Genomic DNA, 13,140 nt, shown 5'->3' on the forward strand with positions numbered 1-13,140 from the left:
AATGGCACAATCCGGACGGTGAATGCCCAATCCGCATTGGGCAATGCATTCCACCATTGACAATGACGTCGGAAAGTTTCAGCACAGGCTAGATTTAGCGCTAAGGCAACTTGCCGAAGCGACTGAACGGGAGCTTGGTCGCACGGTCGCGTCGCTCCTTAGGAGAACAAGGCGAGCCGCATAGCGGTCGCTGCTGTGGGAGGAACTGATGAGCGTCTCTAACATGAAGCTTAAGTGCGGCATCAGCGCTACGGCCCTGGTCGCGGCGGCCATGCTGCTGCCGGGCACGGCGTTCGCGCAGGACGCTGCCGCATCGGCCGAGGCCACGCAGGAAGCGCCCGCCGCCGACATCTCTTCGGAAGGCGAGATCATCGTTACCGCGAACAAGCGCAGCGAGCGCCTGGTCGAAGTGCCGGTCGCCGTCACCGCGGTCAGCGCCGACACGCTGTCGAGCGCGCAGATCAACGACACCGCCAGCCTCACCCGCGCGGTGCCGTCGCTCCAGTTCCAGCAAGGCAACAACCCGGGCAACAGCGGCTTCCGCATCCGCGGCGTCGGCACCCAGCTGTTCAGCCTCGGCGTCGAGTCGGCGGTGGGCGTCGTGGTCGACGGCGTGGTGGCGCCGCGCCAGGCCCAGGGCTTCAGCGACCTCGCCGATCTCGAGCGCGTCGAAGTGCTGCGCGGCCCGCAGGGCACGCTGTTCGGCAAGAACGCGACCGCCGGCGTGATCAACATCATCACCGCGCGCCCGTCCAAGACCTTTGGCGGCAATGTCGAGGCGACGATCGCCGAGCATAACGAGTATCGCGTGAAGGGATCGATCAGCGGCCCGATCAGCGACACGCTGCGCGCCCGGGTGAGCGGCTTCTACAATCACATCGGCGGCTACATCTACAACGCCGCCCAGGACAAGATGGTCAACGGCAACGAAAGCTGGGGCGCGCGCGGCAAGCTCGAATGGGATGCCGCTTCGAACCTCACCTTCCTGCTGACCGGCGACTATCGCGAGAACAATGCGGAGTGCTGCTCGCGCGTGCCGGTCTCGATCGTCACCCCGGCGATGAAGACGCTGCTCGGCACCTCGGTGGTCGCTTCCCCCGAGAACCGCACCATCTCGAACGACAATCTCAGCTATTACCACACCAAGTCGTCGACCGTGTCGCTGCAGGGCGACTGGGACCTCGGCTTCGGTACCGTCACCTCGATCACCGCCTGGCAATATTATCGCCAGAACGACCAGTTCGAGCCCGACCAGATCGCGTCGAACCCGGTGCGCTATGTCGGCGCCTTCCCCTATTCGCAGTGGAACAACAACTCCACGCACCTGGGCTACAACAACTATTCGCAGGAGCTGCGCCTCGGCTCGAACGGCAGCCGCGACTTCACCTATGTCGTCGGCGCCTTCTACAACCATCTCGATCTCGACCGTTCGCTGGCGCGCCGCCGCCTGCGCTGCGCCGCCGGCACGCTGGGCCAGCCCTGCACCCAGACCAGCGCCGACTCCTCGGGCTTCGAGGGCAATTTCAAGAGCGACAACTATGCGCTGTTCGGCCAGGTCGACTGGCGCGTGGCGGGCGGCCTGCACGTGATCGCCGGCCTGCGTGGCCAGTATGAGAAGCAGACCGTCACCGGCCGCGTCTTCGGCCCGCTGGTCGCCGGCGACGCGCTGTTCCCGGGCATCACCGTCAACAGCGGCACCCGCTCGCGGGACGATACCGCGTTCACCGGCAAGGCCGGCCTGCGCTACGAGTTCAACCGCAACCTGCAGGTCTATGGCAGCTATACCCGCGGCTATAAGGCCTTCGCGCTCGACATCGACGCGCAGACCCGGTTCGACACCCAGAACGGCATCGCGCCGGAGCATGTCGATGCCTATGAACTCGGCGCCAAGTGGATCGCGCCGGGCGGCAAGTTCGACGTCAACGCAGCGCTGTTCCGCTCGGACTTCACCAACCTGCAGATCCAGTCGCTGGTGAGCGATCCGGCCGCGGGCACGTTCATCACCGTGCTCGGCAACGCCGGCAAGTCGCGGTCGCAGGGCTTCGAAGTCGAGGCGAACTTCCATCCTTCGAGCGAGCTTTCGATCGCCGCGAACTTCACTTTGGTCGATGCCACGATCGACGTGCCGGGGCAGAGCTGCCCGATCCAGACGGTGTCGACCGGCACCTATGCGTCGAACTTCCCGTCCAACCAATGCTATGTCCGCAGCACCACGGTGAACGGCACCACGACGCTGTCGAGCGCGATCATCGACGTAGTCGGCGGCAACCTGCCCGCCACCCCGCGCTACCGTGTCGGCATCACGCCGCGCTACGAGCATGACTTTGGTTCGGTCGCGACCTTCGCCCAGATCAGCCTGAACTATCAGAGCAAGACCGGGTTCGCGCTCAACCAGGATCCGCTGCTCACCCAGCAGGGCTATGCGATCGTCGACGCCAGCGTCGGCATCCACACCAGCGACAACAAGTACGGGCTGACGGTGTTCGTCCGGAACCTGTTCGACCAGACCTATTACACCCAGCTGAATCATGGGACGATCCTGGCCAATGCCGCGAACCCCTATGACCTGTGGGCGAATGTCAGCAAGGACGCCGACCGCTACTTCGGCGCGACCTTCAGCGCCCGCTTCTAGGAGCCCCTCCTATCGGGCGGACCGTCCCTCCGGTCCGCCCACCCTTTTGTTTCTACCCGCGTGACCGAGGACTGGCCGATGCTTCCCTTCGCCCTCCTCCTGCTTTCCGCCCAGGCGGCGCCGGCGATCCCCGCCGCGGCCGCCCCCGCCGAGCGCCCGCGCGTGATCGTGCTCAGCGACATCGGCAACGAGCCCGACGATTCGGAGTCGCTCGTCCGCTTCCTGCTCTACACCGACAGTTTCGATGTCGAGGGACTGGTCGCCACCACTTCGGTCTGGCAGCGCGACAAGGTCCAGCCGCAGCTGATGCGCGAGCGGATCGATGCGTATGAAACCGTGCGGCCCAACCTGCTGCGCCACTCGCCGACTTATCCCACCGCCGATGCCCTGCGCGCCGTGCTCCGCTCGGGCCAGCCGAGCTACGGCATGGCCGGGGTCGGCAAGGGCAAGGACAGCGAAGCCTCGAAGCTGATCGTCCACGCCGTGGACCGCGCCGACAAGCGCCCGGTCTGGGTGCTGGTGTGGGGTGGGGCGGTCGATCTCGCCCAGGCGCTCTGGCATGTCCGCGCCACCCGCGGCCCGGCGCAGGTGCAGGCGTTCCTCAAGAAGCTGCGCGTCCATTCGATCTCCGACCAGGACGATGCCGGCCCCTGGGCACGGCAGAATTTCCCGTCGCTGTTCTGGATCGCCAGCATCCATGGCTGGGGCCAGTACAACATGGCGACCTGGGCCGGCATCTCGAGCGACCGGCGCAATGCCGAGCAATTCCCCGATCGCGAGATGGTCACCGATGGCTGGCTGTCGCAGCATATCCGGCGCGGGCCGCTTGGCGCGCTCTATCCGCTGCCCGAGTTCATCATGGAAGGCGACACGCCCTCCTTCCTCCACCTCATCCCCAACGGCCTGAACGATCCCGAGCATCCCGAACAGGGCGGCTGGGGCGGGCGCTATATGCATGCCGGGCCCGACGGCGCCGGGCCGTTCGCCGATGTGAAGGACGTCTTCACCCGCGACGGGCGGACCTGGTCGGGCAACCAGGCCTCGGTCTATCGCTGGCGTGCTGCCTTCCAGAACGACTTTGCCGCGCGGATGGCGTGGAGCGTCGATGCCAAGGCGAACCATGCGCCGGTCGTGGTGGCGCAGGGCGTCGCCGGGCTCGCGCCGGTGCGGATCAAGGCAAAGGCGGGCGAGACGGTGACGCTCGATGCCGCCGGCACCAGCGATCCCGATGGCGACGCGCTCGACACTCGCTGGTGGCAATATCGCGAAGTCGGCGGCATTCCCGGCCAGCCGGCGGTCGAGATCGCCGATGCCGGGGCACCGCGCGCCAGCTTCGTAGCGCCGACGGTAAAGGCGCCGACCGCGCTGCATATGATCCTCGAAGTGCGTGACCGGGGCGCCCCGCCGATCACTCGCTATCGCCGCGTCATCGTGGAGGTCTCGCCGCAATGAACTCGTCCCGCCGCCAGCTGATCGGCGCCCTGCTCGCAACCAGCGCGCTCGCCGCCGCCACGCCCACGGCTGCCAAGACCCGCAAGCCGCCGAACATCGTGCTGATCGTGCTCGACGACACGGGCTATTCGGATTTCGGCTGCTTCGGTTCGGAGATCCGCACCCCGAACATCGACGCGCTCGCCGCCGACGGCCAGCGCTTCAACCATTTCGAGAGCAAGGCGATCTGCACCGCGACGCGGGCGGCGCTGCTCACCGGGCGCAACAACCACACACTGGGTCTCGCGGACCTGCCCTCGGGCAAGTTCCAGCCGCCCGGCACAGGCAAGGATGCCGGCGATCTCGCCTCCAATGTCCAGCTGCTGCCCGAGGCACTGCGCGCACGCGGCTATGCGACGATGGCGATCGGCAAATGGCACCTCGCTACCGAATTCCAGGACGGCAGCCCCGGTAACAACGCCTCCTGGCCGCGCCAGCGCGGGTTCGACTATTATTACGGCTTCGTCAGCGGCTGGGCTGACCAGCTCCGCCCCGATCTGGTCGAGAACAACAAGAAGATCGGCAAGCCGTCCGACCCGAACTATCATTTCTCCGCCGACATCACCGATCGCGCGATCGCCAGGCTGGCCGAGAGCAAGGCGGCGGTGCCCGACAAGCCGCGCTTCCTCTATCTCGCCTATGGCGCCACCCATGCGCCGATCCAGGTGCCCAAGCCCTATATCGACGCCTATGCCGGCCAGTATGACAAGGGCTGGGACGCGATCCGCGCCGATCGCTTCGCCCGGCAAAAGGCGATGGGGATCGTGCCGCCGGGCACGAAGCTGCCGCCGCCCAATGCCGGCGACGACGCCTGGGAACCGCTCGATCCGGTCAAGAAGCGGGTCTATGCCCGGTTCATGGAAGCCTATGCCGGCTTCCTGACGCATACCGACGAGCAGATCGGCCGGCTGGTCGCCGCGCTCAAGGCGAGCGGCGACTATGACAATACCGTGTTCGTGCTGCTCTCCGACAATGGTGCGAGCGCCGAGCATGGCCAGACCGGATCGATCGGCCAGCTCTATCCGCCGGTCCATCTCGATGCCGCCGAGCTGGTTACGCACATGCAGGATATCGGCACCGCGCAGATCGGCATGCAGCGGCCCTGGGGGATGGCGAGCAACACGCCGTTCCGTCGCTACAAGTCGTGGCCCAATGCCGGCGGGGTGCGCACGCCGCTGATCATCAGCTGGCCGGGGCATCTGCCGAACAAGGGCGCGATCCGCCGCCAGCGCATCGACGCGGTCGATATCGCGCCGACCCTGGTCGCGCTGGCCGGGGCGCACTTCGATGCGGTGGTGGGCGGCAAGCCGATGCTCCCGGTCGCCGGTGCCTCGTTCCGCAGCGCGCTGTTCTCCGCGAGCGCGCCCGATCCGCGGCCGGTGCAGTTCTTCGAGCTGCGCGGCAACCGCGCGGTGCGCGCGGGCAAGTGGCGCGCGGTGGCGATCCACAAGCTCGGCACCCCGTTCGAGCAGGATCACTGGGCGCTCTACGACACGGAAGCTGATTTCGCCGAAGCAGAAGACCTCTCGGGTCGCAATCCGAACAAGGTCTCGGAGCTCAAGGCGATATGGCAGCGGGAGGCCAGCCGGTACGGCGCCCTCCCGCTGTCCGAGGGGCCGGACTATGTCCGCAAGCTCGACCGTTACCGCGACGCGTTCCTGAAGGACTGACATGAGCAAGCTCCGCCGCATCATCCTGTCCGGCTGCGCCGCCATGGCGAGCGTGGCGCTGGCGACGCCGGCGATCTCGGGGCCTACCAGTACGCCTGCCGCGCAGGCACAGGAAGCGCAGCAGCCTAACATCATCTTCGTGCTGGTCGACGATCTGCGCTTCGACATGATGGGCTTCCTCAACCCGGGGCTGAAGACGCCGAACATCGATTTCCTGGCCAGGAACGGCACCTATTTCCCCAATGCGGTGGTCACGTCCTCGCTGTGCAGCCCGAGCCGGGCGACGATCCTGACCGGCCAGACCGCGCGCAACCACGGCGTGGTCGACAACAACAACAGCTCGGAAGACGGGCTGATCTTCTTCCCGTCCTACCTCCAGAAGGCCGGCTACCAGACCGCCTTCTTCGGCAAATGGCATATGGGCTTCGACACCGATGCCCCGCGGCCCGGCTTCGACAAATGGGTGAGCTTCAAGGGGCAGGGCACCTATTTCCCGACCGAGCGGCTGAGTCCGGCGCAGCGTGCCGCCGGCGAGCGCCAGATGCTCAATGTCGACGGCCGCGAAGTGAAGCGGACCGGCTATATCACCGACGAGCTGACCGATTACACGATGGACTGGCTGGAGAAGGGCCGGGACAAGTCGAAACCCTTCTTCGTCTATCTCAGCCACAAGGCGGTGCATTCCGACGCGCTGCCGCCCGAGCGCTACAGGGACCAGTACAAGGATCTCGACATCCGGCTGCCCGATACGCTGGCGAACACGCCGGAGAACAATGCAGGCAAGCCGCTCTGGGTGCAGAACCAGCGCAACAGCTGGCACGGGGCCGACAATCCCTATACCGGCAAGCCCGACCTCAAGGAGCGGGTGCGCGACATCTACCGGACGCTCTCGCCGGTGGATGACAGCCTCGGGCGTATCCTCGCCTATCTGAAGAAGAACCGGCTCGAGAAGAACACGATGATCGTGTTCTATTCGGACAATGGCTTCCTGATCGGCGACCATGGCCTGATCGACAAGCGCAACGCCTATGAGCCCTCGGTGCGCGTGCCGATGGTGGTGTACGCGCCGGGGCTTGGTGTGGCGAAGGGAGCGACCAACCCCGCGCTGGTCCGCAACCTCGATCTTGCGCCGACCTTCCTCGACGTCGCGCATGTCGCGAAGCCCGGGCAGATGGAGGGTTCGAGCTTCCTCGGCCTGGCCGAGGGCAAGGTGACGCTCGCCGACTGGAAGCCCAGCGACTTCATCTACGAATATTATTGGGAATGGACCTTCCCCCAGACGCCGACGACCTTCGCGATCGAGCGCGATCGGGTGAAGTACATCCAGTATCACGGGGTATGGGACACCGAGGAGCTGTACGACCTCGCCAAAGACCCCGAGGAGCGCCGCAACCTGATCGACGACCCGGCCTATTTCGATGCCAAGGTCTCGCTGCGCAAGGCGCTGTTCGCCCAGCTCGCGAACGCCAGGGGCCAGCACGCCGTGCCCTATACCGAGAAGACCAGCCCCGGCGTGGTCTATCGGGTCGAGGGCGGCACGCACGCCGCGGACTTCCCGGCCGGCTGGTACAAGCCCGCCGACCTGCCGACCAAGATGAACGACATCTTCCCCGACAGCCCCGCCAAGACCAAGGCGACGGAGGCGGGCAAGCCCTATTTCCCCCAGAAGCCGGAATGACCATGACCGCAGCCACCGCCGCCGCCGACACCACGCCCTGGCCGGCGAGGACCACCGCCTGGTATGTCGCGATCCTGCTGATGCTGGCGAACACGCTGGCCTTTGTCGATCGCCAGGCGATGGCGCTGCTGGTGCAGCCCATCAAGGCCGACCTGCAGATCAACGATACCGCGATCAGCCTGCTCTATGGGCTCAGCTTCACGCTCTTCTATGTCGCGGTCGGCATCCCGATCGCGCGGATCGCGGATCGCTCGAACCGGCGCAACATCATCGCCGGGGCGATCTTCGTGTGGAGCGTGGCGACCAGCCTGTGCGGGCTGGCGCGCTCCTTCGCCGGGCTGTTCGCCGCGCGGGTGATGGTCGGCGCGGGCGAGGGCGGGCTGACGCCGGCGGCCTATTCGCTGCTCTCCGACTATTTCCCCAAGGAGAAGCTGCCGGCGGCGATGGGGGTCTATCAGATCGGCCTGTACCTTGGCGGCGCCTCGGCGCTGATCATCGGCGGGCTGATCTCGACCGCGATCCCGCCTTCCTCGACGGTGATCGTGCCGGTCTTCGGCGCGATGAAGGGCTGGCAGATCGTCTTCCTGCTGCTTGGCCTGCCCGGCATCGTGCTTACCGGCCTGATGCTGACGGTGCGCGAGCCGCTGCGCCGGGGTGCTGCAGTGGCGCAGGAGAAGGTGCCGCTGTCCGAGCTGTTCGCCCATATCGGCGCGCGCAAGGGCGCCTATATCGGCATCACCCTGGGCTTCGCGCTGATGATCTTCATCGGCAACGGCACTTCGGTGTGGATCCCGGCCTTCCTCCAGCGGACCTTCGGCTGGACCACCGCGCAGGTCGGCAGCCATTACGGGCCGATCGTGTTCCTGTGCGGCACCAGCGGTGCGCTGGTCGGCGGGTTCGTCGCGTCGAAGCTGCGCGCGGCGGGGCGCTCGGGGGCGAGCCTCAAGGCGTCGCTGTTCGGCTTCGTCGCGCTGGTGCCGATCACCATCGCCTTCCCGCTGATGCCGACCGCCACCGGCGCGCTGGCGCTGATCGGGCTGATGAACTTCTTCGCGGGGTTCAACTTCGGCGGCGGTCTCGCCACGCTGCTCGAGATGACGCCCAACCGGATGCGGGCACTGGTCTCGGCCTTCTACATGCTCACGATCAACCTGATCGGCGCGGCGCTTGGTCCCACGGCGATTGCACTGTGCACCGATTACTGGTTCGCCGATCCGCAGAAGCTGCCGGAGGCGATCGCATTGGTCGCCGGCGTGGCTTCGCCGCTTTCGGTGCTTGCCCTGTGGCTTGGCATGCGGTGCTATCGCGCGCAGACGGGGCGGGACGCCGGATAAGGGAGCGAGCAGGGGGTAGATGGCACGGGCACGACGCAAGGGGACGGGCGTCACCATCCAGACGGTAGCCGAGCATGCCGGCGTATCGGCGATGACGGTGTCCTATGTCGTCAACGGCACCGGGCGGGTAAGCGCGGCGACGCGCGAGAGCGTGCTCGAATCGGTGCGCGCGCTGGGCTACCAGCCCAATGTCGCGGCACGCTCGCTGGCCAGCGCCGCCACCTGCCGGATCGGGATCGTCTACCAGAATTCGCAGAACGCGTTCCTCAGCGCGATGCTGGTCGGCGCGCTCAACGCCACCTCGCGGTTGGGCGCCGAGCTGATGATCGGCAAGGTCGAGGCGCCGGTGATGGCGAATACCGAAGCGGCGATGCGCCTGCTGGTGCGCGGCGGGGCGAATGCGATCCTGCTGGCGCCGCCCTATGGCGAGCTGGTCAGCGGGTCCGGCCTGATCGCCGAGCTCGGCGTGCCGGTCGCGGCGGTGGCGCATGGCGGCGAGCTGCCCGACATGGCGACGATCGGCGTCGACGACCGCGCCGCCACAAGGGCGATGGCCGAGCGGCTGATCGCGCGCGGGCATCGCCGGATCGGCTTCGTCACCGGTCCGCCCAGCCATGATTCGAGCCCGTTGCGCCTCGCCGGCTTCCGCGATGCGGTGGCCGCGGCGGGGCTGCCCTGGGAGGAGGGCCTGGTCCAGCAGGGGCGCTTCACCTTCGAATCCGGGCTGGAGGCGGGCGAGGCGCTGCTCGCGCTGTCCAGGCCGCCGACCGCGATCTTCGCCTCGAACGACGACATGGCCTCGGGCGTCTCCGCGGTGGTTCATCGCCGCGGGCTGCGCATTCCCGAGGATATCGCGGTAGCCGGCTTCGACGATGCGCCGATCGCGGTGAAGATCTGGCCGTCGCTCTCCACCGTCCGCCAGCCGGTCGAGCTGATCGGCGAGCGCGCGACCGAGCTGCTCGTCGCCCGCGTCACCGGGCGCGACGATTTCGGCGACACCCGGTCGATCCGCATGCCCTTCGATGTGATCGAGCGCGAATCGACGGCTTTCGATCGCTGATTGCCGCCCCTAGAGTGCCCCGATGACGGAAAGCACAGAGGGCGAGGCCGACAAGCGTCGGCGGGGGATTCAATCGGTCGAGATCGGGCTGGGGGTGCTCGAGGCGCTGGCCGCGCTGGGCGAGGCTTCGACGCTGGGCGCGATCGCCCAGGCGAGCGGCCTGTCGGGCCCGCAGACGCACCGCTACCTCGCCAGCCTGACCGCGGCGGGGATGACCCAGCAGGACCGCACCACCGGCCGCTACGACCTGGGGCCGGCCGCGCTCAAGCTCGGGCTGAGTGCGCTCGCCCGCACCGATGCCTTCCGCGTCGCCGATACCGCGATCGAGGCGTTCGTCCGCGAGACCGGGCGCACCGTGCAGGTCGCCGCCTTGGGGCCGCAGGGGCCGACGGTGGTGCGCTGGCACATGGGCCGTCCGGCGGTGATGACTTCGTTCGGCGTCGGCGCGGTGCTGCCGCTCCTCTATTCCGCCACCGGGCACATTTTCCTGAGCTTCGTGCCCGAGGTTGAGACCGATCCGCTGCTCGAGCGTGAGCTTGCCGACAGCGAGATGACCGCCGCCGATGTCGCGGCGATCCGCAAGCGCGTCCGCGCCGATGGCCGTGCCTATGTCGAGGGCACGGTGATCCCCGGCCTGCGCGCCGCCGCCTTCCCGATCTTCGACATGCAGGGCCGCGCGATCCTGAGCGCCACCGCGCTGGTGCCCGGTGCGTACAAGGCGGACGACAGCGGCGCGGTGCTCGACAAGCTCGCCGCTTCCTGTCGCGAGGTCAGCGAAAGGCTCGGCTGGAGCGGATAATTCATTTGACATAGGACAATCAATTGCCCGATGGATAACGGGTGCGGCGCCCCCTACTCTGCGCCGCACACCCCATTTCGTGAGTATCGGGCATGACTCTCGCCAACGACCAGCGGACCCAGCTTGAAGCGCTGTACGAGGAGATGGCGCCCGCGCACCTGACGCCGCTGTGGGAATCGCTCGCCGAGCTGGTCCGCCCGCAGCCCAAGTCGCCCGCGCAGGTGCATCGTTGGTCCTATGCCGAAGCGCGCGACTATCTGCTGCGTGCCGGCGACCTGATCTCCGCCGAACAGGCCGAGCGCCGCGTGCTGATCCTCGAGAACCCCGGGCTGGAAGGCCAGTCGGCGATCGTGCCGAGCCTCTATGCCGGGCTGCAGCTGATCCTGCCGGGCGAAGTCGCCCCCGCGCACCGCCACGCCCAGTCGGCACTGCGCTTCGTGATGGAAGGCGACGGCGCCTTCACCGCGGTCGACGGCGAGAAGGCCATCATGCGCCCGTTCGATCTGGTGCTGACCCCCGGCTGGCAATGGCACGACCATGGCAACCCCACCGACAAGCCGATGATCTGGCTCGACGGGCTCGACATCCCGACCGTCCGCCATTTCGATGCGAGCTTCGCCGAGAAGGGCGAGGAGAAGGTCTATCCCGAGACGGTGAAGCCCGGCGACACGCTGGCGCGCTATGGCCACAACATGCGGCCGCTGCGCGGATCGCTGGCCGATCGCCGCCCGTCGCACCAGCCGCTGTTTCACTATCCCTATGCCGAGTGGCGCCCCGCACTCGATGCGATGGCGGCCTCGGCCGAGATCGATCCGCATCTTGGCCATGCACTGGAGTTCCTCAATCCGGCCAATGGCGGCCCGGTGATGTCGACTATCGCCGCGCATGTCCGCCTGCTGCCCGCCGGTTTCGAAACGCGGCCGCGCCGCAGCACCGACGGCACCGTGTTCGTCGTGGTCGAAGGCAGCGGCACCGCGGTGATCGAGGGCAAGGAAATCGCGCTCAATCCGCGTGACATCTTCACCGTGCCGTCGTGGCACGAGCTTCGCCTGCAGGCCGGGAGCACGCTGGTGCTGTTCGGCTATTCGGACAAGGCCGCGCAGGAGAAGCTGAACCTCTACAAGGAGCAGAATTCGTGACGACCCTCTTCGCCCCCAAGGATCCGGTGCTCGCCGCGACCAGCGACGGCAACCAGTTTCCCGTCCGCCGCGTCTTCTGCATCGGCCGCAACTATGCCGCCCATGCCCGCGAGATGGGCCGCGATCCGGACCGCGAGCCACCCTTCTTCTTCACGAAGTGGGCCGAGACCGTGGTGCCGACCGGCACGACCGTGGCCTATCCCAGCGAGACGGCCAATTTCCATTATGAAGCCGAGCTGGTGCTCGCGATCGGCAAGGGCGGGCGCAACATCGCCGCCGCCGATGCGCTGGAGCATGTCTATGGCTATGCCACCGGTCTCGACATGACGCGCCGCGACTTGCAGCTCGAAGCGCGCGAAAAGGGCCGTCCGTGGAGCACCGGCAAGAATGTCGAGCAGTCCTCGCCGCTCGGCCTGATCCATCCGGCCAGCGAGACCGGCACGTTCGACAGCGGCAGCATCAAGCTGACGGTGAACGGCGTGGTGAAGCAGGATGCCGATCTCAACGAGTTGATCTGGGACGTGCCCGATGTGATCGCCTATGTCTCGCGCTTCTACCGGCTGGAGCCGGGCGACCTGATCTATACCGGCACCCCGGCGGGCGTCGGCGCGGTAGTCGAGGGGGACGAGGTCGTCGTGTCGATCGCCGGCCTCAGCGATTGCGTGATCAAGGTGGGAGCGCCGGCGCGTGACTGATGCGGTGACCCTGCACGGCTATTTCCGCTCGGGCGCATCCTATCGGGTGCGCATCGCGCTCAACCTGAAGGGCATCGCCTATGCCGATGCCTTCCACCATCTGCGCAAGGGCGAGCAGAACGCGCCGGCATATCGCGCGATCAATCCGCAAGGACTGCTGCCCGCGCTGGAGATCGACGGGGCGGTGCTCACCCAGAGCCTGGCGATCTGCGAATATCTGGATGAAGTGCATCCGGAACCGGCGCTGCTTCCCGCGGAGCCGATCGCCCGCGCCAAGGTCCGCGCCTTTGCCCAGGTGATCGCCTGCGACACGCATCCGGTGCAGAACCTCAAGGTGCTCGCCAATCTGCGCGCGCTCGGGCTCGACGAGGCGCAGATCAATGGCTGGGCGGCCAAGGTGATCGAGGACGGGCTCGACGCGTGCAGCGCGCTGATCGAGGGCCGCTCCGGCACCTATTGCTTCGGGGACAGCGTGACGCTGGCGGACCTGTTCCTGGTGCCGCAGCTGGTCAATGCGCGGCGTTTTGGTGTGGATCTGCAGCGCTGGCCGAAACTGCTCGAGATCGAGCGCGCCTGCCTGGCGCTCGATGCGTTTGCCAAGGCGGCGCCGGAGAACCAGCCCGACGCAGAATGAGCCGACCC

General features: G+C 67.2%; 10 protein-coding genes. All 10 read left to right on the forward strand.

The features are described 5' to 3' along the window. Window positions 1-208 precede the first annotated feature (208 nt). On the forward strand, window positions 209-2,632 hold the full coding sequence (locus HNP52_RS05860; protein ID WP_260395932.1) for a TonB-dependent receptor: 2,424 nt from the start codon (window positions 209-211) through the stop codon (window positions 2,630-2,632). Between the two features lie 78 nt (window positions 2,633-2,710). Then, on the forward strand, window positions 2,711-4,084 hold the full coding sequence (locus tag HNP52_RS05865) for a DUF1593 domain-containing protein (protein ID WP_184163755.1): 1,374 nt from the start codon (window positions 2,711-2,713) through the stop codon (window positions 4,082-4,084). Beyond that, window positions 4,081-5,793, forward strand: coding sequence for an arylsulfatase (locus HNP52_RS05870; protein ID WP_184163758.1), 1,713 nt, complete (start codon window positions 4,081-4,083; stop codon window positions 5,791-5,793). The genes HNP52_RS05865 and HNP52_RS05870 overlap by 4 nt, the downstream gene beginning before the upstream one ends. 1 nt (window position 5,794) lies before the next feature. Beyond that, entirely contained in the window at window positions 5,795-7,471 is a 1,677-nt protein-coding gene (locus HNP52_RS05875; RefSeq protein ID WP_184163762.1) for a sulfatase, read from the forward strand. Window positions 7,472-7,473: 2 nt separating this feature from the next. Next, complete coding sequence (locus HNP52_RS05880) at window positions 7,474-8,805, forward strand: MFS transporter (protein ID WP_184163765.1); 1,332 nt, start codon at window positions 7,474-7,476, stop codon at window positions 8,803-8,805. 19 nt (window positions 8,806-8,824) lie between these two features. Then, window positions 8,825-9,865: a LacI family DNA-binding transcriptional regulator gene (locus tag HNP52_RS05885; protein WP_184163768.1), complete on the forward strand. Its 1,041-nt coding sequence runs from the start codon at window positions 8,825-8,827 to the stop codon at window positions 9,863-9,865. Window positions 9,866-9,887: 22 nt separating this feature from the next. Beyond that, on the forward strand, window positions 9,888-10,664 hold the full coding sequence (locus HNP52_RS05890) for an IclR family transcriptional regulator (RefSeq protein ID WP_184163771.1): 777 nt from the start codon (window positions 9,888-9,890) through the stop codon (window positions 10,662-10,664). 92 nt (window positions 10,665-10,756) lie between these two features. After that, entirely contained in the window at window positions 10,757-11,803 is a 1,047-nt protein-coding gene (gene gtdA, locus HNP52_RS05895) for a gentisate 1,2-dioxygenase (protein WP_184163774.1), read from the forward strand. After that, on the forward strand, window positions 11,800-12,498 hold the full coding sequence (locus HNP52_RS05900; RefSeq protein ID WP_184163778.1) for a fumarylacetoacetate hydrolase family protein: 699 nt from the start codon (window positions 11,800-11,802) through the stop codon (window positions 12,496-12,498). Before gtdA ends, HNP52_RS05900 begins: the two co-directional genes overlap by 4 nt. Further along, window positions 12,491-13,132: a maleylacetoacetate isomerase gene (maiA, locus tag HNP52_RS05905; RefSeq protein WP_311768407.1), complete on the forward strand. Its 642-nt coding sequence runs from the start codon at window positions 12,491-12,493 to the stop codon at window positions 13,130-13,132. Before HNP52_RS05900 ends, maiA begins: the two co-directional genes overlap by 8 nt. Window positions 13,133-13,140: the final 8 nt, after the last annotated feature.

This window comes from Sphingomonas kyeonggiensis (genome assembly GCF_014204495.1).
Taxonomy (GTDB): domain Bacteria; phylum Pseudomonadota; class Alphaproteobacteria; order Sphingomonadales; family Sphingomonadaceae; genus Sphingomonas; species Sphingomonas kyeonggiensis_A.

Bases quoted from the DNA above. Each gene is read 5' to 3' on its own strand.
- HNP52_RS05860 (WP_260395932.1), top strand. From the start codon at position 209: ATGAGCGTCTCTAACATGAAGCTTAAGTGCGGCATCAGCGCTACGGCC.
- HNP52_RS05865 (WP_184163755.1), top strand. From the start codon at position 2,711: ATGCTTCCCTTCGCCCTCCTCCTGCTTTCCGCCCAGGCGGCGCCGGCG.
- HNP52_RS05870 (WP_184163758.1), top strand. From the start codon at position 4,081: ATGAACTCGTCCCGCCGCCAGCTGATCGGCGCCCTGCTCGCAACCAGC.
- HNP52_RS05875 (WP_184163762.1), top strand. From the start codon at position 5,795: ATGAGCAAGCTCCGCCGCATCATCCTGTCCGGCTGCGCCGCCATGGCG.
- HNP52_RS05880 (WP_184163765.1), top strand. From the start codon at position 7,474: ATGACCGCAGCCACCGCCGCCGCCGACACCACGCCCTGGCCGGCGAGG.
- HNP52_RS05885 (WP_184163768.1), top strand. From the start codon at position 8,825: ATGGCACGGGCACGACGCAAGGGGACGGGCGTCACCATCCAGACGGTA.
- HNP52_RS05890 (WP_184163771.1), top strand. From the start codon at position 9,888: ATGACGGAAAGCACAGAGGGCGAGGCCGACAAGCGTCGGCGGGGGATT.
- gtdA (WP_184163774.1), top strand. From the start codon at position 10,757: ATGACTCTCGCCAACGACCAGCGGACCCAGCTTGAAGCGCTGTACGAG.